This is a genomic window from Aquabacterium sp., from assembly GCF_044226965.1.
Classification (GTDB): Bacteria; Pseudomonadota; Gammaproteobacteria; order Burkholderiales; family Burkholderiaceae_C; genus Pseudaquabacterium.
In genome coordinates this window covers 1-21,680 of record NZ_JBGAGA010000026.1, presented here as the reverse complement: position 1 = coordinate 21,680, position 21,680 = coordinate 1, and the positions used below count along the sequence as shown (strand labels likewise).

General features: G+C 71.7%; 20 protein-coding genes. 4 read left to right on the top strand and 16 right to left on the bottom strand.

The window, feature by feature from the left end; genetic code table 11:
- Positions 1 to 41: 41 nt before the first annotated feature.
- Positions 42 to 1,127: an adenosylmethionine decarboxylase gene (gene speD / locus ACILR4_RS13605; protein ID WP_395701401.1), complete on the top strand. Its 1,086-nt coding sequence runs from the start codon at positions 42 to 44 to the stop codon at positions 1,125 to 1,127.
- Here the strand turns inward: speD and ACILR4_RS13600 are convergent.
- The 4 genes from ACILR4_RS13600 to ACILR4_RS13585 are packed head-to-tail and all read right to left on the bottom strand — an operon-like array spanning position 1,114 to position 5,169.
- A complete protein-coding gene (locus ACILR4_RS13600) occupies positions 1,114 to 2,013 on the bottom strand; it encodes an N-acetylmuramoyl-L-alanine amidase (protein ID WP_395701400.1) in 900 nt (299 codons plus the stop codon). The genes speD and ACILR4_RS13600 overlap by 14 nt on opposite strands.
- Entirely contained in the window at positions 2,010 to 3,347 is a 1,338-nt protein-coding gene (locus tag ACILR4_RS13595; RefSeq protein WP_395701399.1) for an MFS transporter, read from the bottom strand. Before ACILR4_RS13595 ends, ACILR4_RS13600 begins: the two co-directional genes overlap by 4 nt.
- An 8-nt stretch (positions 3,348 to 3,355) precedes the next feature.
- Entirely contained in the window at positions 3,356 to 4,264 is a 909-nt protein-coding gene (locus ACILR4_RS13590; protein WP_395701398.1) for an N-acetylmuramic acid 6-phosphate etherase, read from the bottom strand.
- A complete protein-coding gene (locus ACILR4_RS13585; protein WP_395701397.1) occupies positions 4,261 to 5,169 on the bottom strand; it encodes a DMT family transporter in 909 nt (302 codons plus the stop codon). Before ACILR4_RS13585 ends, ACILR4_RS13590 begins: the two co-directional genes overlap by 4 nt.
- 104 nt (positions 5,170 to 5,273) lie before the next feature.
- Here ACILR4_RS13585 and ACILR4_RS13580 point away from each other — a divergent pair, with 104 nt between their 5' ends.
- Positions 5,274 to 6,158 carry a helix-turn-helix transcriptional regulator gene (locus ACILR4_RS13580; RefSeq protein ID WP_395701396.1) on the top strand — a complete coding sequence of 295 codons (885 nt, stop codon included), beginning with the start codon at positions 5,274 to 5,276 and terminating at the stop codon, positions 6,156 to 6,158.
- A 6-nt stretch (positions 6,159 to 6,164) separates the two neighbouring features.
- Here ACILR4_RS13580 and ACILR4_RS13575 read toward each other — a convergent pair whose 3' ends face one another.
- The 6 genes from ACILR4_RS13575 to ACILR4_RS13550 all read right to left on the bottom strand — a co-directional run bounded on the left by ACILR4_RS13575 (position 6,165) and on the right by ACILR4_RS13550 (position 13,458).
- Positions 6,165 to 7,148, bottom strand: a complete 984-nt coding sequence (locus ACILR4_RS13575; RefSeq protein ID WP_395701395.1) for a potassium channel beta subunit family protein — start codon at positions 7,146 to 7,148, stop codon at positions 6,165 to 6,167.
- Positions 7,149 to 7,186: 38 nt separating this feature from the next.
- Positions 7,187 to 8,815: an NAD(P)-binding protein gene (locus ACILR4_RS13570; RefSeq protein WP_395701394.1), complete on the bottom strand. Its 1,629-nt coding sequence runs from the start codon at positions 8,813 to 8,815 to the stop codon at positions 7,187 to 7,189.
- A complete protein-coding gene (locus ACILR4_RS13565; protein WP_395701393.1) occupies positions 8,812 to 10,389 on the bottom strand; it encodes a polyamine aminopropyltransferase in 1,578 nt (525 codons plus the stop codon). Before ACILR4_RS13565 ends, ACILR4_RS13570 begins: the two co-directional genes overlap by 4 nt.
- A gap of 143 nt (positions 10,390 to 10,532) precedes the next feature.
- Positions 10,533 to 10,757, bottom strand: coding sequence for a DUF350 domain-containing protein (locus tag ACILR4_RS13560; protein ID WP_395701392.1), 225 nt, complete (start codon positions 10,755 to 10,757; stop codon positions 10,533 to 10,535).
- 32 nt (positions 10,758 to 10,789) lie between these two features.
- Complete coding sequence (locus tag ACILR4_RS13555; protein WP_395701391.1) at positions 10,790 to 12,391, bottom strand: DUF4178 domain-containing protein; 1,602 nt, start codon at positions 12,389 to 12,391, stop codon at positions 10,790 to 10,792.
- 23 nt (positions 12,392 to 12,414) lie between these two features.
- A complete protein-coding gene (locus ACILR4_RS13550) occupies positions 12,415 to 13,458 on the bottom strand; it encodes an SPFH domain-containing protein (protein WP_395701390.1) in 1,044 nt (347 codons plus the stop codon).
- Between the two features lie 68 nt (positions 13,459 to 13,526).
- Between ACILR4_RS13550 and ACILR4_RS13545 the strand changes: the two genes are divergently transcribed.
- Entirely contained in the window at positions 13,527 to 14,726 is a 1,200-nt protein-coding gene (locus ACILR4_RS13545) for an FAD-dependent monooxygenase (RefSeq protein ID WP_395701389.1), read from the top strand.
- A 30-nt stretch (positions 14,727 to 14,756) separates the two neighbouring features.
- On the opposite strand, the gene ACILR4_RS13540 is transcribed toward ACILR4_RS13545, so the two are convergent.
- From ACILR4_RS13540 to ACILR4_RS13520, 5 genes are all read right to left on the bottom strand, one after another.
- Entirely contained in the window at positions 14,757 to 15,896 is a 1,140-nt protein-coding gene (locus tag ACILR4_RS13540; RefSeq protein WP_395701388.1) for an ATP-binding protein, read from the bottom strand.
- A 72-nt stretch (positions 15,897 to 15,968) separates the two neighbouring features.
- Complete coding sequence (locus tag ACILR4_RS13535; RefSeq protein WP_395701387.1) at positions 15,969 to 17,108, bottom strand: ROK family protein; 1,140 nt, start codon at positions 17,106 to 17,108, stop codon at positions 15,969 to 15,971.
- A gap of 176 nt (positions 17,109 to 17,284) precedes the next feature.
- On the bottom strand, positions 17,285 to 18,076 hold the full coding sequence (locus ACILR4_RS13530; protein WP_395701386.1) for an ATP-binding cassette domain-containing protein: 792 nt from the start codon (positions 18,074 to 18,076) through the stop codon (positions 17,285 to 17,287).
- 34 nt (positions 18,077 to 18,110) lie between these two features.
- Positions 18,111 to 19,079 (bottom strand): ABC transporter permease, encoded by a 969-nt coding sequence (locus ACILR4_RS13525; RefSeq protein ID WP_395701385.1) that lies wholly within the window; start codon positions 19,077 to 19,079, stop codon positions 18,111 to 18,113.
- 45 nt (positions 19,080 to 19,124) lie between these two features.
- Positions 19,125 to 20,114, bottom strand: a complete 990-nt coding sequence (locus tag ACILR4_RS13520) for a sugar ABC transporter substrate-binding protein (RefSeq protein ID WP_395701441.1) — start codon at positions 20,112 to 20,114, stop codon at positions 19,125 to 19,127.
- Positions 20,115 to 20,263: 149 nt separating this feature from the next.
- Between ACILR4_RS13520 and ACILR4_RS13515 the strand changes: the two genes are divergently transcribed.
- Complete coding sequence (locus ACILR4_RS13515; protein WP_395701384.1) at positions 20,264 to 21,190, top strand: carbohydrate kinase; 927 nt, start codon at positions 20,264 to 20,266, stop codon at positions 21,188 to 21,190.
- A gap of 23 nt (positions 21,191 to 21,213) precedes the next feature.
- On the opposite strand, the gene ACILR4_RS13510 is transcribed toward ACILR4_RS13515, so the two are convergent.
- On the bottom strand, positions 21,214 to 21,680 hold a 467-nt coding region (locus ACILR4_RS13510), incomplete at its 5' end, for a nitrilase-related carbon-nitrogen hydrolase (protein ID WP_395701383.1).

Here is a 21,680-nt window from a genome sequence, read left to right as displayed (position 1 = left end):
GGGGGAACCCGCGATTTTAGCGACCTCGATAATTGAGCCCCATGCAAGGCCTGCACCTCACCGCCGATCTGCGCGGCTGCCCCGCTGAATCCGCGCCGATGACCGACCCCGCGGCCCTGCGCACGCTGTGCCTGGCCGCGGTGGCCGCTGCGGGGCTGACGCCGGTGGGCGAACTCTTTCATCGCTTTGCCGGCGGCCCCGGCATCACGGGCGTGGTGCTGCTCGCCGAATCGCACCTGGCCGTGCACACCTGGCCAGAACTGGCCGCGGTGACGCTGGATGTCTACGTCTGCAACTTCGGCGCCGACAACTCGGCACGCGCCGAGCAGTTGCTGGCGCGGCTGGAGTCGGCCTTCGGCCCCGCGAGCACCGAGCGGCATCGGCTGCAACGCGGCGGCGCGGCCGCCACGCCCACGCCGAACCTGAAGGCGCTGATCCTGGCCGCCGGCCGCGGCCAGCGCATGCGCCCGCTGACCGACCACATCCCGAAGCCGCTGCTGCCGGTGCGCGGCAAGCCGATGATCGAATGGCACCTCGAGGCGCTGGCGCGCGACGGCGTGCGCGAGGTGGTGATCAACACCGCCTGGCTCGAGGAGCAGATCCCGCTGGCGCTGGGCGATGGCCGGCGCTGGGGCCTGAGCATCCATTACTCGATGGAAGGGCGCGACCACGGCGGCGCGCTGGAGACGGCCGGCGGCATCGCCAAGGCCCTGCCCTGGCTGGGCGAGTGCTTCTGGGTCGTCTCGGGCGACATCCATGCGCCGGGCTTTCGCTTCGACACGGCGCAGGCGCAGCGCTTCGCCGCCAGCCCGGACGACGCGCGCATCTGGCTGGTGCCGAACCCGGACTTCCATCCGGACGGCGACTTCGGCCTGGCCGGCGACCGCGCGCGGCGCGACGGCGAGCGCGCGTTCACCTATGCCAATTACGCGCTGGTGCGGCGGCGCCTGGTACAGCATGTCGTGCCCGGCCTGCCTGCGGCGCTCGGGCCGCTGCTGTTCGACGCCGCGGCGCGCGGGTTGCTAGGCGCCGAAGTGCTCGGCCATGAATGGCACAACCTCGGCACCCCCGCGCAGCTGGTGGCGCTGAACAGCCAGGGGCCCGGCGCGGACCTCAGGCCGGGCTGAGCGCGTTCCAGTCGGCGTCGGTCGCGCCGTCGTACATCGCGTCCTGCAGCGGGCGGCCGCGACCGTCGGGCACCTGGTGGGCGCGCGCCTGGTAGTCCGGGCTGGTCAGCGCCAGCAGCAGCGCGGCGGTCTCGGCGTCAGGCTCGCCCTCGCAGCGGCGCGGCCGGTAGCGCATCTGCAGCATCTGCAGGCAGCGGCGCGTCAACGCATCGAGCCGGCCCTCACGCGGCAGGCGGAAGCCGTGCAGCGCCAGCCGCTCCTGGAACCAGGCGATGTCCGGCACGCCCTCGGGCGCGCGCTGCCGCAGCACGGCCCGCGCCAGCATCACCTCGTCGCGGCGCGGCCAGGCGATCAGGCCTTCCTCGGCCAGGCGGCGCCACGGAAACAGCGGGCCCGGATCTTCCTTGTGCGCCGGCGCGATCTCGTTGTGGCCGAGGATGCGTTCGGCGCGCACCTGGTGGCGCAGCACGATCTGGCGCACCAGCGGCAGCACCAGCGCCATCTGCGCCGGCGGGAACGGCGCCCAGGTCCGGCCCTGCGGCCCGTCCTGCGGCCCGGGGTTGACGATCTCGATGCCGACCGAGCTGGCGTTCAGCCCGCAGAAGGCCTTCCAGCAGCTCGGCCCGGCATGCCAGGCGCGGCGGTCCTCGTCGACCAGTCGATAGATGCGCGCGGGCTCGTCGCGCACCAGGTAGTGGCTGCTGACCTCGCCTTCGGTCAGCTGGCGCAACGAGGTCTCGAAGTTGCCCACCGTGTAGTGCAGCACGACGAACAGCACACGGCTGTCCTGGTTGCGCGACGGGTGGCTGCTGTCGATCGCGAGGCCGCTGCAACCTGCCGTCAGCACGGCAGCCGAAGCCGACCCCAGCAGCGCGCGGCGCCTCATGCCGCGCGCCGCCCAAAGGCCGGATCGAGCCGCGTGCGCGCGACAACGACGAACGACGGCAGCGCCGACAGGCACACCGCGGCGAAGAAGCCGAAGTAGCCCAACTGCGCCTGCAGCCAGCCGCTCCACATGCCGGGCAGCATCATGCCCAGCGCCATCCAGCCGGTGCACAGCGCGTAGTGCGCGGTGCGGTGCGGGTTGTCGCCCGTCGGGCCCGCCGCCACCCACAGCATGTAGACCAGGTAGGCCGAGAAGCCGAAGCCGTAGCCGAACTGCTCCAGCGCCACCGCCGCGGCCACCCAGGGCAAGGGGCTGGGCCCGGCCGCGGCCAGCGCGACGAACAGCAGGTTGGGCAGGTGCATGGCCAGCAGCATCGGCCACAGCCAGCGCTGCAGGCCGTGCTGCGCGATGACCCAGCCGCCGAGCAGGCCGCCCGCGGTGAGGCAGGCCACGCCGATGCCGCCGTAGACCAGCCCCACCTGCTGCGTGCTGAGCCCCAGGCCGCCCTGCGCGGCGCTGTCGAGCAGGAAGGGCGTGGCCAGCTTCAGCAGCTGCGCCTCGGCCAGCCGGTACAGCAGCAGGAAGCTCAGCACATGGGCCAGCCCGGGGCGGCGGAAGAACTCGCCGAACACCGCGGCGAAGGCGCGCGCCGAGCCCGCCAGCGCGGCACCGCGCGCCGGCACCGGATCGGCCCGGTCCGCGGCCGGCCGCGGCAGCAGGCGCGCATGCAGCAGCGCCAGCAGCACGAACAAGCCGCCGCTGACGCCGAACACCAGCGCCCAGGCCGTCTGCACCTGGCCCAGGCGCTGCTCCAGCGCGCCGGCCAGCATCACCAGCCCGCCCTGCGCGGCGATGACGGCCAGGCGCCAGCAGGCGCTGCGCACGCCGACCCACGCCGCCTGCGCCGAAGCGGGCAGCGCCAGCATGTAGAAGCCATCGGCCGCGATGTCGTGCGTGGCCGAGGCAAAGGCCATCAGCCAGAACACCGCCAGCGTCCACTGGAAGAAGCCGGGCAGCGGCACCGCCAGCGCCACCAGCGCCAGGCTCGAGCCCACCGCCACCTGCATCGCGACGATCCACTGCCGCTTGCACGCCAGCAGCTCGACCAGCGGCGACCACAGCGGCTTGATGACCCAGGGCAGGTAGAGCCAGCTGGTGTACAGCGCGAGCTCGGTGTTCGACACGTCCATGCGCTTGTAGAACACCACCGAGAGCATCATCACCATCGCGTACGGGAGGCCCTGCGCGAAGTACAGCGAAGGCACCCAGGCCCAGGCCGGGCGCCCGGCGGCGGCGGCCGGGACGGGCCGCGGCGCATCGGCGATGACGCTCACTTCCGGCACTAGCCATGCCCTTCGCGCAGGCCGCCGGCGGTAAGCGCCAGCCGCACCGAGCCCTCGCAGGCCTGCAGCAGCGCCTGGGCCCGCGCGGCGTCGCAGCCCAGGCGCAGCATCACGATGGCGGGCTTGACCTGCAACTCGCAGGCCTGCAGCGCGGCCCGGGCCTTGTCTTCCTCGGCGCCCGAGGCGCGCATCGCCAGCATCAGCGCGCGGCGCTGCAGCTTCTGGTTGCTGGCCTTCAGGTCGACCATCAGGTTGCGGTAGACCTTGTGCAGCCGCACCATCAGCGAACTCGACAGCGCGTTGAGCGCGATCTTCTGCGCGGTGCCGGCCTTCAGCCGCGTGCTGCCCGAGATCACCTCCGGGCCGGTGTCCAGCAGCACCGGCAGCTGCACCGCGCCGAGCAGCGGTGCGCCGGGGTTGTTGGCCAGGCCGATGGTCAAGGCGCCGGCCGCGCGGGCGGCCTGCGCGGCCCCCAGCACATAGGGCGTGCTGCCGGAGGCGGCGATCAGCACCACCACGTCCTGGGCATTCACCTCGGCGGTGTGGACATCGGCCGCGCCCTGCTCGGCCGAGTCTTCCGCACCCTCGACCGAGACGAACATCGCCCGCGGCCCACCGGCCAGCAAGCCGATGGCGCGATAGGTGGGCCAGGAGAAGGTGGGCGGCAGTTCGACGCCGTCGAGCATGCCCAGCCGCCCCGAGCTGCCGGCGCCGACGTAGACCAGCCGGCCGCCGGCGCGCAGCCGCGGCAGCGCGGCCTCGACCGCCTGGGCCAGCGCCGGTGCCGCGGCCTGCACCGCGGCCAGCGCCTGCTGCTGGTCGTCGACGAAGGCCCGCACCAGCGCGTCGCTGGCGTAGCCGTCCAGGCCACCGTGATCCGGGTGCGGCGATTCGGTGCGCGAACTCACGCCCGCGAGGGTAGCCGAGGCGGCACGATCGCGCGAGCCTTCCAGAACACCGCCACGTTGCCGGCGGCCACCAGGGCCAGGCCCAGCAGCGCCGGCAGTGTCCAGCGGTAGCCCTCGACCCAGGCCGAGACATTCAGCGCCACCACCGGGAACAGCACGGTGCAGTAGGCCGCGCGGTCGGCGCCGAGCCGGCCCACCAGCGTGAGGTAGGCGGTGAAGCCGATCACCGAACCCGGAATGGCCAGGTACAGCCAGGCACCGAGGTAGGTGGGCGACAGGTCGAAGGCCGGTGCCTGCCCGCTGGCCAGCGCGTACAGCGCGACCGCGGCGGTGCCGCACAGCATCGCCCAGGCATTGGTCTGCAGCGGCACCAGGCCGCGCCGCTGCAGCGCGCCCGACAGCAGGTTGCCGAGCGAGAAGCAGTAGGTGCCGGCCAGCGCCAGCGCCAGGCCGCGCAGGGTGCCGGGCTGGTCGAGGTGGCTGAAGACCTCGCCGCCGAACAGCAGCGACAGGCCCGCCAGCCCCAGCGCCGCGCCCAGCAGCACGCGGCGCTGCAGCGCCTGGCCGAGGAACAGCCGCGCGTTCAGCGCGTTCCACAGCGGCGCGGTGGAGAAGCACACCGCCACCAGCCCGCTGGCGATGTGGCGGCTGGCCTCCAGGAAGCACAGGAAGTTCAGGCAGAACAGGCACAGCCCTTGCGCCAGCAGCAGCGGCCAGGCGTCACGCGGCGGCCGCTTCGCCTGCCCCCGCCAGGCCAGCACGCCCAGCGTGACGGCCGCCGCGAGCGCGAAGCGCCAGGCGATCGACCAGGCGATCGGCACCACGCCGAGCTGCAGCTTCAGCGCGATCCAGGTGGTGCCCCAGATCAGCACGGTGAGGACGTAGAGCATCGATGTGGTGGTCATGCCCTGCAGTCTGCGGGGGACCAGCGTGCCGCCATGGCAGGATCTTGCGCATTTGTGGCCCGGTGGCGTGCGCGCAGGCGCGCGCCTGCGTAAGCTTCGCACCCATGCCCCGCCCCGAGCACTTCGACGTCTTCCGCGAACTCGCCCGCTCGCGCGCGACACCGCTGCGCACGGCCGCGCTGGGCACCGACGGCGCCTGGCTGGTGCACTGGCGCAATGCCGACACCGACACCGCCTACGAGCAGCCGGCGCACCACACCTTGTCGCTGTACCTCGAAGGCGGCGAGGCGGTGCGCTGCCTGGACCAGCCCGGCGCGCGCGGCGGCGCCGGCAGCCTGTGCAGCCTGCCGGCCGGGCACCGCTCGCGCTGGGCGGTGCGCGGGTCGCTGCAGCTGCTGCACCTGTACCTGCCGCAGCTCCCGCTGGCGCTGGCCGCCGAGCAGTGGTTCGACCGCGACCCGCGGCTGGCGCAGCTGGACGACCGCATCTACTTCGACGATGCCCCGCTGGCCGAGCTCGGCCGCGCCATCGTCGCACTGGACTGGCAGCACACCGATGCCGGGCTGCGCCTGCAGGAGCTGGGGCTGCAGCTGCAGGCACGGCTGCTGCAGGCCCACGCCGGCGGGCAGCGGGTGGCCACGCGGCTGCGCGGCGGGCTGTCGCCGCAGGCGCGTCGGCGCGTGCTGGACCGCATCGAATCGGCGCTGGCCGACGGCGCGGCGATCGACCTGGATGGCCTGGCCGAGGCCGCGTGCCTGTCGCGTTATCACTTCCTGCGCATGTTCAAGGCCAGCTTCGGCCTGAGCCCGCATGCCTGGGTGATGCAGCGCCGGCTGGCGCATGCCCGCACGCTGCTGGCCGACGAGCGCCTGAGCCTGGCGCAGGTGGCGGCCGATGCGGGCTATGCGCACCTGAGCCACCTGAACGCCGCGCTGCGCCGCGCCGGGCTGGGCAGCGCGGCGCGCTGGCGCGGCCTTCCGGGGCGGTAGCAGGCGTCAGCGCTGCGCCAGCGGCGCGGTGATCGCGTCGATGCGCTGCATCAGCTCCGGCGTCAGCCGGTCGGCCACCGCCAGCGCGCCCAGGTTGTCCTGCAGCTGCGGCAGCTTCGAGGCGCCGGTGATCACCGTCGACACGCGCGGGTTCTTCGTGCACCAGGCGATCGCCAGCTGCGCCAGCGTGCCGCCCGCTTCGGCGGCGATCGGCGCCAGCTGCGCCACCGCGGCGTTCTTGGCCGCGTCGGTGAGCCCGTCGCGGAGGAAAGCCATGGTCTCCATCGCGCCGCGCGAGCCGGCCGGCACGCCGTCGCGGTACTTGCCGGTCAGCAGGCCCGAGGCCAGCGGGCTCCAGGTGGTCAGGCCCAGGCCGATGTCCTCGTACAGCGGGGCGAACTCGGTCTCCACCTTGTGGCGGTGGAACAGGTGGTACTGCGGCTGCTCCATCAGCGGCTTGTGCAGGTGGTGCTTCTCGGCGATGTCCCAGGCCGCACGGATGGCCTCGGCCGACCATTCGCTGGTGCCCCAGTACAGCGCCTTGCCCTGGCGGATCATGTCGCTCATCGCCCACACGGTTTCCTCGATCGGCGTGTGCGGGTCGGGCCGGTGGCAGTAGACCAGGTCGATGTGCTCGAGGCCGAAGCGCTGCAGCGAGCCGTCGATCGCCTGCATCAGGTACTTGCGGTTCAGCGTGTCGCGCCGGTTCACCGCATCGCCCTGGCGATCGAGGCCCCAGAAGAATTTCGTCGACACCACGTAGTTCAGCCGTGGCGTCTTCAGCGCCTTCAGCGCCTGGCCCATCACCTCCTCGCTGCGGCCGGCGGCATAGGCCTCGGCGTTGTCGAGGAAGTTGATGCCGGCGTCGAAGGCCGCCGCGATCATCTCGGTGGCGGCCTTCACGTCGACCTGGTTGTGGTAGGTGATCCAGGAGCCGAGCGAGAGCTCGCTGACTTGCAGGCCGGAACGGCCGAGGCGGCGGTAGCGCATGGTGGTGTCGAAGGGAGTGGTCGGGCAGCCCGACGATGCTAGCGCTTCAGCCACGCCGCCACGGCAGCGCCAGCACGGTCGCCATGGGTGAAGGCTTCCTCGAACACCGAGTAGGCCGACAGGTCGGCATGCGCGAACTGCAGCGGACCGGCCATGGCCGCCAGCGCCGCCAGCGCCGGTGAGCCGCGCAGGCCCGGCACCGGGATGCTCATCGCATGGCCGTAGCGCATCAGCTCGACGCGTTCGAGCTTGGGCGCGAGGTCCGGATGCAGCGGCTGCAGCTCAGCCAGCACGCGGGCGGTCCACTGCGCGGCACTGCCGGCCAGCAGTGCCGCGCGCTCGGCCTGCGGCAGCGCCCAGTACGCGGTGAGCACGGTCGGTGCGGGCATCGGGCTCAGGCGCTGGTGGCCGGCATCGACATAGCCCAGCGACGCGCTGCCATAGGCCACGTTGTCCCAGGCCGGCGGCGCGCCGATGCCGCGGTCCAGCAGCGGCTCGCGCAGCGCGAGGTTGGCCACCAGCCACGGCGCATGCGGCGCGCGGGCGACCGCGGCCAGCGCCGGCGGCGCCGCGTCGCGCAGGAGCCGGGCGGCGATGAACAGCGGCGTGGCCAGCACCAGCGCACGCGCCGTCCAGGCTTCGGCCACGCCGGCGCCGGCCTTGCCGGCGTCGCCGCCGGCATCGAGCGCCAGCACCTGCCAGCCCTGGCGCTGCGGCTCGGCGCGCAGCACCACGCGCGCCGGCTGCAGGCGTTCGCCCAGGCCCGCGGCCAGGCGCTCGGCCAGCCAGGCGTTGCCCTCGGGCCAGGTGAACACCGCATCGCGCTCGCCGGCCTCGTCGCCCGGTGCATGGAAGCCATGGCGGCTGGCGAAGTAGTGCAGCCCGGCCCAGGCCGATACGGTGGCCAGGCCGGCGCCATAGTCGTCGCGGCAGGCGTAGTCGAGGTACCAGCGCAGCTTCGCATCGTCCAGGCCGTGCCGGTCCAGCCAGGCCGCGAAGGTCTCGGCATCCAGCGCGCGGTGGCCGTCGCGCCAGGGCGCGCGCTGGGTCGGCAAGGCGAAGCCCAGCGTGTCGTGCGCCTCGTCCACCAGCGCACCGAAGCGGCGGTACTGCGCCAGCGTGGCCGAGCCCGGCGCGGCCGGCGGCAGCAGGCCGTCGAACCACGCCCCGTCGAAGAACAGGCGCTCCTGCGGGCTGTGGCACAGATACCGTTCATCCGGTACGGCCACGCCGGCCTGCATCTGCAGCAGGCCGATCTCGTGCAGCCACGCGCGCACCTCGGCGGCGGGCTCGCCCGGCACCGGCAGGTAGTGCGCGCCCAGCGGGCAGCGCAGGCCGCCCAGGCTGCGCGCGCGGCTGTTGCCGCCGGCCTGGTCTTCCAGCTCCAGCAGCGCGAAGTCCTCGATGCCGGCGCGGCGCAGCGCGCGTGCGGCGGCCAGGCCGGCGATGCCGCCGCCGACGATCAGCACGTCGGCGCGGCGCTGGCGCGATGCGGCGGGCAGCGCCGCGCCGGCGTCGCGCAGCCGGTGGCCACGCTCGTGCGCGGCCCCGACCCAGGCCATCGGCACCGGCTCGCCGCGCCGCTCGCCACAGCCGGCCACGCTGGCCGCGGCCGACAGCAAGGCGGCGCGGCGTGTCAGCGCCGGCCCGGGCGGCGCCGCGCTCACTCGTGCACCTTGCCCCATTCGCTCTCGAAGGTGTGCACCAGCACCTGGTTCGACAGCCGGTTCGGCTCGGCCGGCACGCGCGCCATGTCGGGCGGAAAGTCCATCAGCGCCGGCCAGGCCGCGGGGGTCAGGAAGCGCAGGCCGGGCGGCAGCGCGCTGGGTGCCCGCCAGGGCCGGTGGCTGGCGAGGATGAAGCCCCATTCGCCGAAGCTCGGCACATGCACGTGGTATGGCGTGGTGGCCAGGCCCACCGCCTCCAGCGTGGCGGCCACGGTCCAGAAGCTCTTGCGCGCGATCAGCGGCGAAGTGGTCTGCACCACCGCATAGCCGCCGGCCGACAGGTGCTGGTCGACCTGCTGGTAGAAGCTGGTGGTGTAGAGCTTGCCCAGCGCGAAGTTGGTGGGGTCGGGGAAGTCGACGACGATGACGTCGAACACCTCGTCATGCGTCTGCAGCCAGCCGAAGGCGTCGGTGTTGACGATGCGCAGCTTCGGCGAGTGCAGCGAATCCTGGTTCAGCGCGCGCAGCATGGGCACCTGCGAGAACAGCTGCGTCATGTGCGGGTCGAGCTCGACCAGCGTGACCTGCTCGACACCCGGGTACTTCAGCACCTCGCGCACCGCCATGCCGTCGCCGCCGCCCAGCACCAGCACGTGCTTGGCGGCGCCATGGCCGGCCATCGCCGGGTGCACCAGGGCCTCGTGGTAGCGGTACTCGTCGCGCGAATGGAACTGCAGGTTGCCGTTGAGGAACAGCCGCACGCCGGCCGGCCCGGCGGTGACGACGATGCGCTGGTACGCACTGGTCTCGCGCAGCACCACGCGGTCGCCGTAGAAGCGGTCTTCGGCCCAGGTGGTGAGGTGCTCGGCACCGGCCATCGCGGCGCCGAGCGCGCCGATCACCAGCGCGCAGGCCAGCGCATGCGAACGCCGGGTGCGCAGTTCGGCGCGGAACAGCCACAGCGCCCACACCGCCACGGCCGCGTTCAGCAGCCCGAAGAACAGCCCCGTGCGCACCAGCCCGAGCTGCGGCACCAGCAGCAGCGGAAAGGCCACCGAGACGGCCAGCGCGCCGAGGTAGTCGAAGGTCAGCACCTGCGACACCAGCTCGCGCAGCGCATAGCGCTCGTGGAAGTGGCGCTTGAGGATGCGCATCACCAGCGGGATCTCCAGCCCCACCAGCACGCCCACCGCCAGCACCAGGCCGTAGAGCGCGAACTTGAACGGCAGCGTGTGCCCCACCGGCAGCAGGCTGTGCGCGGCGAACAGCGCCGCCGGCATCAGCCCGCCGACCAGGCCCACCAGCAGCTCGATGCGCAGGAACTGCGCCACCAGCTGCCGGTCGATGTGGCGCGAGAGCCAGGAGCCCAGGCCCATCGCGAACAGATAACTGCCGATGACGGTGGAGAACTGGAGGATCGAGTCCCCCAGCAGGTAGCTCGCCAGGGCCCCGGCCGCCAGCTCGTAGACCAGCCCGCAGGCGGCGATCACGAACACCGAAGCCAGCAGCGCGACTTCGGCGGCAGACACCCGGGGAGCGGCTGCGTCAGTGGCCTCGGAAGGCAATGAATTCATGCGTCAGCAAGATGCGCCAAACCCTGGGGGACAGGCTGCCAACGGCAGCCAGGGGGCGCGGTGGTGAACGAAGGCGCCAAACCGGATCCGGGTTTCCCGGTCCGGTTTGGAACCCCTAGGGGGTGGCCGCCAGGCGGCCGGGGCTAACCATGTATCGCGGCGGCGACGATCTGGCCGATGGCGATGAACATCGCACCGACGACGATCGCCAGCGCCAGGTTCTTCTTGCCGACGATCTCGTCCCACAGGTCGTAGGGCGTCAGCTTGTCGATGATGATGAAGCTGAGCCAGAGCACGACGACGCCGATCACCGCGTAGAGGATGGACCCCAGCACGATGGCCGGCTTGAGCCATTCGAATCCCGACATTTGCGTTGCTCCTGGTTATGGCGCGCAGGCCGCTACTTGTGCCCGCCGCCGCCTGAACTGAACCCGCCGTACGACCCGCCGCTGGTGCGCACGCCGCTGCCCGCGCGGTTGTTGCGCAGGCACTGCTGGTATTCCGCGCTGGCCTCGCCGAAGGTGTCGCGCAGCGGCTGGCAGTCGGTGTTGCTGTCGCTGCAGCTGCCGATGATGGCCAGCATCACCAGCACCACCACCAGCACGATCAGCCAGGTCTTCACGCTGCTGCCCGAGCCGCCAAGCGCCTTGGCATCGCGGCGCATCGCCATGGCTTCCGTCGTGCCCAGGCCGAAGGCCTTGGCCACCGCTTCCGAATCCAGCGCGCCGCCGGCGGACCAGGTCACTTCCTGGCCGGCCTGCTCGCGGTTCAGCCGCTTCGGGCCCGCGGCATAGTCGGTGTTGCGGGTCTTCTCGCCCTTGTTCAGGCGCCAGTAGAACTCGCCGAGCACATAGGTCACGGCGCCCGAGTAGGTGTAAAGCTGGTCGTAGGTGGTGCCCTTGTACTCGGCCTTGTCGCCGCGCACCTTGGGCACGCCGGTGATCGGGTTGGCATAGCTCCAGCCGTCCTCGGCATCGACCAGGAAGGCGAAGCCCTCGCGCTGGTTGTACAGCAGGTACTCGCGCCAGGTGGCCTGCTCCTCGCCGGCCTCGACATCGACCTCGATGCGCTCGACATAGCCCACCACCTGCCAGGGCAGCGGCGGCGCCTTCTCGCCCAGCGCGAGGGTGCCGCTGCGGCCCAGCGGAATCAGCGGCGGCGTGCCGGTGTTGTCCTGCGCGTAGTGCTGCAGCTCGGCGCCGGCGCCCTGCGAAATGTCGACCACCGCCTTGCACTGGCCGCAGACGATGCTCTGCGTGGTCTTCAAGCTGGGCTCGAGCGCAGCGCCGCAGCTCGGGCATTCGAGCGCGCGGCCGCGCAGCGTCTTCTCGCTGGCCTGGTCGTCGCGCAGGCCGCTCATCGCCAAGTCGGCCAGCCGCACCGAGCGGCCCACCGACCACTGCGGCTGCTGCGGGTCGCGCCAGTCGAGCGTGCCGACCTCGTCCTGCTGGTTGCGCAGGTCGGCGACGATGAACTCGCCGCCGTCCAGCCGCGGCGGCTGCGGCAGCTCGCCCTGCGCGGCCAGCAGCCTGGCGCGCTGCACCGAGGCCACGTCCCAGATCGCGCCGGCGACGACGCGGCGCTCGCCCGGATTCAGGTCGGCCGGCTCGGGGACCGGGCCCGACAGCGGCGCATCGAAGGCGATGACATAGGCGCCGTTGTCCTCGGACAGCCAGCCGCTCTTGAAGCCCGACTCGCTGCCGGCCGCATCGAAGAGGACGTGCCATTCGTTCCAGCTGCCGCCCTCGTAGCCCAGCTGCTGGCGGCCGACCACCGTGAAGGCCGCGCCGGAATACTTGCCGGCCGCGCCCAGCTGCAGCGGCGAGTGGTCGTCGAACAGCTCGGCGCTGGTGCCGATGCGGCGCAGCGCCTCGCCCTCGCGCAGCAGCGTCGAGCGGCAGAAGCCGCACACCGCGCTGGCCGAGGCCGCGGAGGCGAACTCGACCGGTGCCCCGCAGTGGGGGCACGCGGCACGCCAGGCGCGTTGGGGGCCGGTGGCCAAGGCTCAGTGAAGGGCGAGGAGGGCTAGACCAGCTTCTTCAACAGCTCGGCCTTCTTGCTGCTGAATTCCTCTTCGGTCAGGATGCCCTTGGCCTTCAGGTCCGCCAGCTTCTCCAGCGTGGCCATCACGTCCTCGGGCTTGATCGACGGCGCGGGCGCCGCGGCCGCCGCGGGCGCGGCCTGGGCCGACTGCAGCCCGGCCGCGAGGTTCTGCGCCATCACCTGGCCGAGCGCGACGCCGGCGCCCAGGCCCATCGCGCCGCCCGCAATGCCGCCGCCGCCTTCGGCCGCGCCCTTGGCCAGCTCGGGCACCGCCTGCGCGGTCTGGTACTGCATGAACTTGCCCATGTCGTTGCCGACCATGCCCATGCCGATCTTCTGGTCGAGGATCTTCTGCAGCTCCTCGGGCAGCGAGACGTTCTGCACCGTCACCGTCTCGAGCTTCAGGCCGATGGCCTCGAAGGACGGCGCGGTGGCGGCCTGGATCTGCTTGGCGAACTCGATCTGGTTGGCGGCCAGGTCGAGGAAGGCGATGCCCGAGCGGGCCACCGCGTCGCTGATGTGCTGCAGCATCAGCCCGCGCAGCTGGCCGTCGAGGTCGGCCACCGTGTAGGTGTCGCGCGTGCCGGAGATCTCGGTGTAGAACTTCTTCGGGTCGACCACGCGGTAGGCGTAGTTGCCGAAGGCGCGCAGCCGCACGGCGCCGAAGTCCTTGTCGCGGATCGTCACCGGCTGCTGGGTGCCCCAGCGCTGATCGATCTGCTGGCGCGTGCTGAAGAAGTAGACGTCGCTCTTGAACGGGCTCTCGAACAGCTTGTCCCAGTTCTTCAGGTAGGTCAGCACCGGCAGGGTCTGCGTCGTCAGCTTGTACATGCCGGGACCGAACACGTCGGCCACCTTGCCTTCGTTGACGAACAGCGCCATCTGGCTCTCGCGCACCGTCAGCGAGCCGCCGTACTGGATTTCGTTCTGCGCCATCGGGAAGCGCCAGGCGATGGTGCCATCCTGGCTCTCGGTCCACTCGAGGATGTCGATGAACTGTTTCTTGATGAAGTCCATCAGGCCCATGGCATGCGCTCCTTGCGTTGACGACGAGGCACCCCCTGGTGCCAGGTGCGGCGAATAATACGGCGGCCATGTTTCAAGTGCCTCTCAAAATTGCGGTGATCGGTGCCGGCCCGGTGGGCCTGGCGCTCGCGCTGCAGGCCGCCCGCAGCCTGCCCGATGCCCGGATCACGGTGTTCGACGCCCGGCCGGTGGACAAGGACGTGTCGGGCGACGCCCGCACGCTGGCGCTGTCGCTCGGCAGCGTGCAGCTGCTGCAGCGCCTGGGCTGCTGGCCGCGCGATGCGGCGCAGCCGATCCGCGAGGTGCATGTGTCGCAGGCACCGCCGACCTTGATGCTCGGCGGCCTGGCCGCCGAGGTGCGCCTGCGCGCAGCCGAGCAGGCGGTGCCGATGCTTGGCGCCGTGCTGCGCTACGGCCAGCTGGTGGCGCCGCTGCAGGCGGCTTGGCTCGCCGCTGAAACCGCCGAGCCGCAGCGCCTGTGCAGCCGCTTCGGCGCCCCGGTGGCCGCGCTGAAACCGCTGGCCGAGGGCATCGAGGTCGATGCCGGCACGGCCGAGCACTTCGATCTGGCGGTCGTCGCCGAAGGCGGCGTGTTCAGCGAGCAGGCTCGCAAGGCCGTCGTGCACGACTACCAGCAGACTGCCTGGGTCGGCACGTTGACGCTGGAAGGCGGCACGCCCGGCCTGGCGGTCGAGCGCTTCACGCGCCAGGGCCCGCTGGCGCTGCTGCCGCTGCCGCCCGAGAACGGCCGCCAACGTGCGGCGCTGGTGTGGTGCGTCGATAGCCAGGACGACCCGGTGCGCGAACTGAACGACGCCCAGCGCCTGGCGGTCATCGGCAGCCTGCTGCCGAACGATCCCGCGGTGGGTGTCGGCACGCCGGTGGCCATCAGCCCGCTGAAGGCCTTTCCGCTCGGTCTGAATGCCGAGCGCACGCTGGTCGAAGGTCGCAGCGTGCGCATCGGCAATGCCGCGCAGACGCTGCATCCGGTGGCCGGCCAGGGCCTGAACCTGGGCCTGCGCGATGCCTTCGAGCTGGTGCTGGCGCTGAAGGAAGCGCGCGACGTGCCCGCCGCGCTGCGCCGCGTGGAATGGTCGCGCGCGCCGGATCGCTGGGCGATGATCGCCGCCACCGATTTCCTGGCCCGCAGCTTCACTTGGCGCTGGCCCGGCCTGCCGGCGGCGCGCGGCCTGGGCCTGGCGGCGCTGCAGGCAATGCCCTGGGCCAAGACACTGCTGGCGCGGCAGATGATGTTCGGGCGGCGCTGATTCGGGCCTTAGGGGCCGATGCCGCCGGCATCAACCCAGCAAGGACGACAGCGGCACCGCCTCCATGCGATCGGCCAGCGCATAGCGGTGCTGGCCGGGGTAGACGACATACAGCGCATCGAGCTTCAGGTCCTGCATCGCGATGTGCATGGACGCGCTGGGCCGCGGCGCATCGGCCCGCTTGAACTCGACGCCGACCCGCCGGCCGCCGCGCAACAGCAGCAGGTCAAGTTCGGCACCGGCGTGCGTGGCCCAGAAATAGGCCTCGTCCGGCTCGGCCAGGCGCAGCACCTGCTCCAGCGCGAAACCTTCCCAGCTGGCGCCGCTGCGGGGATGCAGCAGCAGGTCTTCCGCGCTGCGCACGCCCAGCAGGCTGTGCAGCAGGCCGCTGTCGCGGAAGTAGACCTTGGGCGACTTGACCTGGCGCTTGCCCAGGTTCTCGAACCAGGGCTGCAGTTGCCGCACCATGAAGGTCTGGGTCAGGTGGTCGAGGTAGCGGCGCACCGTGGGTTCGGACACGCCGAGCGAGCGCGCGGGGTCGGCCGCGTTCCAGATCTGGCCATGCAGGTGGGCCAGCATGCGCCAGAAGCGCAGCATCGCCGGCGCGGGCACCTGGATGCCGTACCGCGGCAGGTCGGTCTCGACGAGTTGCCGGATCGCGTTGCTGCGCCAGGCGTCGGCCGCCGCATCGTCGCCGGCCAGGAAGGCCAGCGGATAGCCGCCGCGCATCCAGAGCCGGTCTTGCGCGGCGGCGCCGACCTCGCCCAGGTCGAAGCCGCCGACCTCCACCACTTCCAGCCGGCCCAGCAGCGATTCGCCAGCCCGGCTGAGCAAGGCCGGCGAGGCGCTGCCCAGCAGCAGGAACTGGCCGTTGCGCGGGCTGCGGTCGATCAGCACACGCAGCACCGGGAACAGCGCGGGCGCGCGCTGCACCTCGTCGATCACGATCAGGCCGCCCTGGTCCTGCAGCGGCGGCAGCACGGTCATCGGCTGCGCGAGCCGGGCTTCGTCGAGCGGGTTCTCCAGGTCGAAGTAGCGCGCCTCACCGGGCGCGAGCAGCTGCCGCGCCAGCGTGGTCTTGCCGCTCTGGCGCGGACCGACCAGCGCCACCGCGCGCGAGCGCGCCAGGGCGGCATGCAGGCGATCTTCGAGGCGGCGGCGCTGAAGCATGCCGCGATTGTGATGACTCTTGCTTGAAATTCCAACACGCCATGTTCGAATTTCCAGGTCATCTCCGGCCCGCTACTCCACCGCGATCTTCAGGAACAGGTCGCGGTCGGGCGCGAAGTTCGCGTACAGCGGCAGCAGCGCACCGCCGATCGCGCGGGCATCCGAGCCGATGCTGCCGGGCACCAGCGGCGGGCGCTGCGTGCCTTCCCAGCTGTAGCCGGCGAAGGCGCGCTCGACCGCCGCGATCAGCGCGGCCTGCAGCGCGCGGCTGAACGAGCCGTCGAGGATCACGCTGTCGAGGTCGAGCACGCAGCTGGTGGCATTGACCGCGAAGGCGATCGCGCTGCCGGCCTCCGCCAGCCAGGCCTCGGTGTGGGCACGCCAGGGGGCCTGCAGGGCGCGTTCGTCGGCGACCGCGCCGATGTCGAGCCCGGCGGCCGTGTAGCGCCGCTCCAGCTTGACCAGCGAGGCCAGGTTCAGCAGCTGCGGCGGCGGGCTGCCGTCGTCCGCGCTGCGGGCCAGTGGCAGCGAGCCGATGGCGCCGGCGTTGCCATGCAGGCCGGCACGCAGGTGGCTGTCCAGCACGAGACCGCCGCCGATGAAGGTGTCGACGAACACGTACAGAAAGCTCGGCGTGCTGCGGCCGCGGCCGGCCACCAGCTCGGCCACGCAGGCGGCGGCGGTGTCCTTCATCAGCTGCACCGGCCAGTCGGTGAGGGCGGCCACCTCGGCGCGCAGGTCGGTCTGCGGCCAGCGTGCGGCCACCTCGGCCGGCATGTCCAGCAGCGTCTGCCAACCGCCCAGCGAGAATGGCAGCGCGATGCCGACGCCCTGCACCCGCGCAGCGCTGTCGGCGTCCAGGCTGGCGCGGATCTCGGCCAGCCGGCGCCCGATCTCGGCCAGCAGTTGATCCGGATCGGGATACCGGTAGTCGAGCGACCAGCGCTCCCGCACGGCACCGACGAAATCGACCAGCAGCACATCGACGCTGCGGCGCCCGATCTTGATGCCCACCGCGAACGCGCCGGCCGGGTTCAGCGCCAGCGGCACCGAGGGCTGGCCGACCTTGCCGCGCACCGGCTCGCCCTTGAGCAGCAGGCCGTCGTCGAGCAGGCGCTTGGTGATCAGCGAGATGGTCTGCGCGGTCAGGTGCGTCAGCCGCGCGAGCTCGGCGCCGGGCAGCGGGCCATGCAGGCGGATGGCCTGCAGCACGACGCGTTCGTTGTACTGCCGCAGGCCGCCCTGGCTCGATCCGCGTGGACGGAGATTGGGCCCACCCCCGAAGCGGGCATCGCCCGCTTCCCCCTCGAGGGGGCGCCGCGCGCGGTCCGGCGAAGCCGGCCCCGCCGCGGCCGCTGGGTCCAGCCCCGACTTCGATCGCCGGTGCGTCATGCCGCCAGACATTCCGCCGGGATGTCCTCGGGCCGCATCGCGCCGGTCATCACCGCCACCGTGTCACTCATGCTGATCTTCTTCGGGTTCAGCACCGCGGCGCGGCGGCCGAGGCGTGCGACGTGGATGCGGTCGGCGATCTCGAAGACATGCGGCATGTTGTGCGAGATCAGCACCACCGGCAGGCCCTTGTCGCGCACGCGGCGGATCAGCTCGAGCACCATGTTGCCCTCCTTGACGCCCAGCGCCGCGGTGGGCTCGTCCATGATGACCACATGCTGCGCGAAGGCCGCGGCGCGCGCCACCGCCACGCACTGGCGCTGGCCGCCCGAGAGCGTCTCGACCGCCTGCGTCATCGAACGGATGCCGACCTTCAGGTCCTGCATGCGGGCGATGCTCTCCTCGAGCATGCGCTTCTTGTCCAGCATGCGCAGCAGGCTGCCGGCCAGGCCCGGGCGGCGCAGCTCGCGGCCGAGGAACAGGTTCTCGGCGATCGTCATCGCCGGCGCGACCGCGAGGTCCTGGTACACCGTCTCGATGCCGGCGCGGCGCGCCTCGATCGGGCTGCGGAAGCGGATGGCCTGGCCGTCGAGCCGGATCTCGCCTTCATCCGGCACCATCGCGCCGGACAGGGCCTTGATCAGCGAGGACTTGCCGGCGCCGTTGTCGCCGATGACCGCGAGGATCTCGCCGGCGCGCAGCTCGAAGTCGGCGCCGTCCAGCGCGGTGACCTGGCCGTAGCGCTTCACCAGGCCCTTGGCCTGCATCACGATCTGGGGAGTGCTCATGGTGTTTCCTTCAAGGGGCCGGCCACTGCGCCATTCAGCGCGCCGACTTGCGCGACATCTGGTCGGTGGCCACCGCCAGGATCACCAGCACGCCGGTGACCAGCACCTGGTAGATGGACGACACGCCCATCAGCGTGAGGCCGTTGCGGAACACGCCGACGATCAGCGCACCCACCAGCGAACCCAGCACCACGCCGCGGCCGCCGAACAGGCTGGTGCCGCCCAGCACCACGGCCGTGATGGCGTCGAGGTTCTCGGTCTGTCCGGCATTCGGGTCGCCCACGCCGGTGCGTGCCACGCTCAGCAGCGCGGCCAGGCCGTAGAACGCGCCGGCGATGACGTACACCGCCAGCAGCACCTTCTGCGTCGGGATGCCGACCAGCCGCGTCGCTTCGGCGTTATTGCCCACGGCATAGACATGCCGGCCGGCCGCGGTTTCGCGCAGCACGAACCACGCCAGCCCGAACAGCGCCAGCATCAGCACAGTGCCCCAGGCCACCTCGGTGCCGCCGAGGACGAAGGTGTTGCCCAGCGCGGTCAGCAGCGGCGGCAGGTCGGTCACCGTCTGCGAGTTCGAGTACAGCTGCGTGATCGCGAACGCGATGTTCAGCGTGCCCAGCGTGACGATGAAGGGCGGCAGCTTGATGCGCGTGACCAGCAGGCCGTTGACCAGCCCGAACAGCGTGGTGACGCCGATGCCGCACAGGATGGCGAGCACCGGCGGCAGGCCGAGCTCGGTGGCGAACTTGCTCATCACGATGCCGCCCAGCGCCATCACCATGCCGCAGCTCAGGTCGATGCCGGCGGTCAGGATGATCAGCGTCTGGCCGATCGCGATGACACCCACCACCATCACCTGCTGCAGGATCAGCGACAGATTGCCGCCGGTCAGGAAGCGGTCGTTCTGCGTCGCGAAGAAGGCGCAGGCGGCCAGCAGCGCGATCAAGGGGCCGAGCGTGCCGATGTTCAGCCCGGGCGGCAGCTTGTCCTGGAGAGTGCTCATGACCGCTCCTGTGGGTTTGGGCAGACTATGCGTGGCCATGGCCGCTCACTTCTTGCCCCAGCACAGCGAGGCGCCCGTGGCCACGTCCTTGCTGTCGACACCGGCCACTGGCTTGCCGGCGATCAGCGTGACGCCGGTGTCGGTGTAGCCCGAGACCTTCTTGCCGCTCTTGGCGTACGCGACGCCGGCGTCGACGCCCATGGCCGCCATCTTCAGCGGGTACTGCTGCGAGGTGGCGGCGATGACGCCGGCGCCCACGTCCTTGATGCCCTGGCAGCCGCCGTCGACCGAGACGATGATCACGCCCTTCTCCTTGCCGGCCTTCTTCAGCGCGTTGTAGGCACCGGCCGCAGCGGGCTCGTTGATCGTGTAGACCACGGTCACCTCGGGCGCCTTCTGCAGGCAGTTCTCCATCGCGGTCTGGCCCTTGGCCTGGTCGCCGAAGCTGTCGGCCATGCACACCACCTCGGCGGCCTTGCCCAGTTCGTTGCTCTTGGCGTCCGGCGCCGCGAGGCCGAAGCCCTTCAGGAAACCGTTGTGGCGCTGCGCGCCCACCGGGTGGCCCGGGAACAGGTCGAGCGTGACGATCTTGGCCGGTTTGCCCGCCAGCGCGGCCTTGGCGTACTGGCCGATCAGCACGCCGGCCTTGTAGTTGTCGGTGGCGAACAGCGCGTCGGTCGCCTCGGCCGGGTCGGTCGGGCTGTCCAGCGCGATCACCATCACGCCCTTGCCCTGGGCCTTCTTGATCGCCGGCACGATGGCCTTGGAGTCGCTGGGTGTGATCAGGATGGTCTTGGCGCCGGCGGCGATCATGTTCTCCATCGCGGTCACCTGGCCGGCGTTGTCGCCGTCGGCCTTGCCGGCACCGGAGAGCAGCTTGGCACCGGCGGTCTTGGCCGCCTCGGCCGCGCCTTCCTTCATCTTCACGAAGAAGGGGTTGGTCTCGGTCTTGGTGATCAGGCCGATCACCGGGGCGTCGGCAGCGTGGCTCGCCGCGGCAGCGGCCAGGGTCAGCAGGGTGGCAACGAAGGGCATGCGCATGGTGGGTGTCTCCTGGTGGACCGGTGCGTCCGGTGGCGGGTGAAGGTGCGTCGGGGATTCAACGGATGGCGCAATTCTGGTCGCTGTGCTTTAATAAATCAAGTTGATTGATTAATGGTAAACCCTCAAGGAGTCACCGCGCCATGTTCATCGTCTGCGGAGAAGCGCTGTTCGACGTGTTCGCCACCGGCGACACGCCCACCGGCATCGTCTTCGACGGCCGCATCGGCGGCTCGCCGTTCAACGTCGCCCTCGGGCTGGCCCGGCTGGCGCAGCCGGTGGCCTTTCTGGGCGGCATCGGGTGGGGCTTTGCCGGCGAACGGCTGATGCGCGCGCTGGCCGATGAACGCATCGGCACCGCCTGCGTCGCCCGCCTCGACGCGCCGACCACGCTGAGCCTGGTCGGCGTCGACGCCGCCGGCGTGCCCTCCTACGCCTTCTACGGCCATGGCGCGGCCGACCGGTTGCTGCGCCCCGAGCACCTGGACGCGGTGCCCGCCAGCGCCCGCGCCTTCCACTTCGGCTCGTATGCGATGGTGGTGCAGCCGGTGGGCAGCACGCAGCGCCAGCTGGTCGAGCGCGAGCACCGGCGCAGCGTGATCAGCTACGACCCGAACATCCGCACCAACGTCGAGCCCGACCTCGAGGTGTGGCGCGCCACGCTGCAGTGGATGCTGCCGCGGACGCACCTTTTGAAAGTCAGCGACGAAGACCTCGGCCTGCTCTACCCGGGCCGCAGCATCGAGGCCTTCGCCGCCGACGCGCTGGCCACCGGCACGCCCCTGGTGGTGGTGACACGCGGCGGCGAAGGCGCTATCGGCTTCACCGCGCGCGACCAGGTGGCGGCCAGGCCGACACCGGTGGCGGTGGTGGACACCGTCGGCGCCGGGGACACCGTGCAGGCCGCGCTGCTGACCTGGCTGGCCGAGCACGACCGGCTCACGCCCGAGGCCATTCGCACGCTGGACCGCAGCGCGCTGGAAGCCGCGTTGCAGTTCGCGGTGCAGGCCGCGGCGATCACCTGCTCGCGCCGCGGCGCGGACCTGCCGCGGCGGCATGAGCTGGGCTGATCCGTGGACGCCCTTTTTGCGCGCTAGAGCCTGCGATGCCCCAGCGCCGGCAGCTGCTGCCGCACCTCGGCGATGCGGGCCAGGTCCAGCTCGGCGATCACCACGCCCTCGCCTTCGTCGCGGCAGGCCAGCAGCTCGCCCCAGGGGTCGGCCACCAGGCTGTGGCCCCAGGTGCGACGGCCGTTCTCGTGCGTGCCGCCCTGTGCCGGCGCCAGCACGTAGCACTGGTTTTCCACCGCCCGGGCGCGCAGCAATAACTCCCAATGCGCGCGGCCGGTGGTGTAGGTGAAGGCCGAGGGCACCACGATCAGGTCGCAGGGCGCGGGCTGCATCAGCGCGCGGTACAGCTCGGGAAAGCGCAGGTCGTAGCAGACGCTCAGCCCCACGCGCAGGCCATCGGCATCGAAGGCCACCGGCGTGCTGCCGGCTTCGAGCACGCGGCCCTCGTCGTAGCGCTCGCGGCCGTTGTCGTAGGCGAACAGGTGGATCT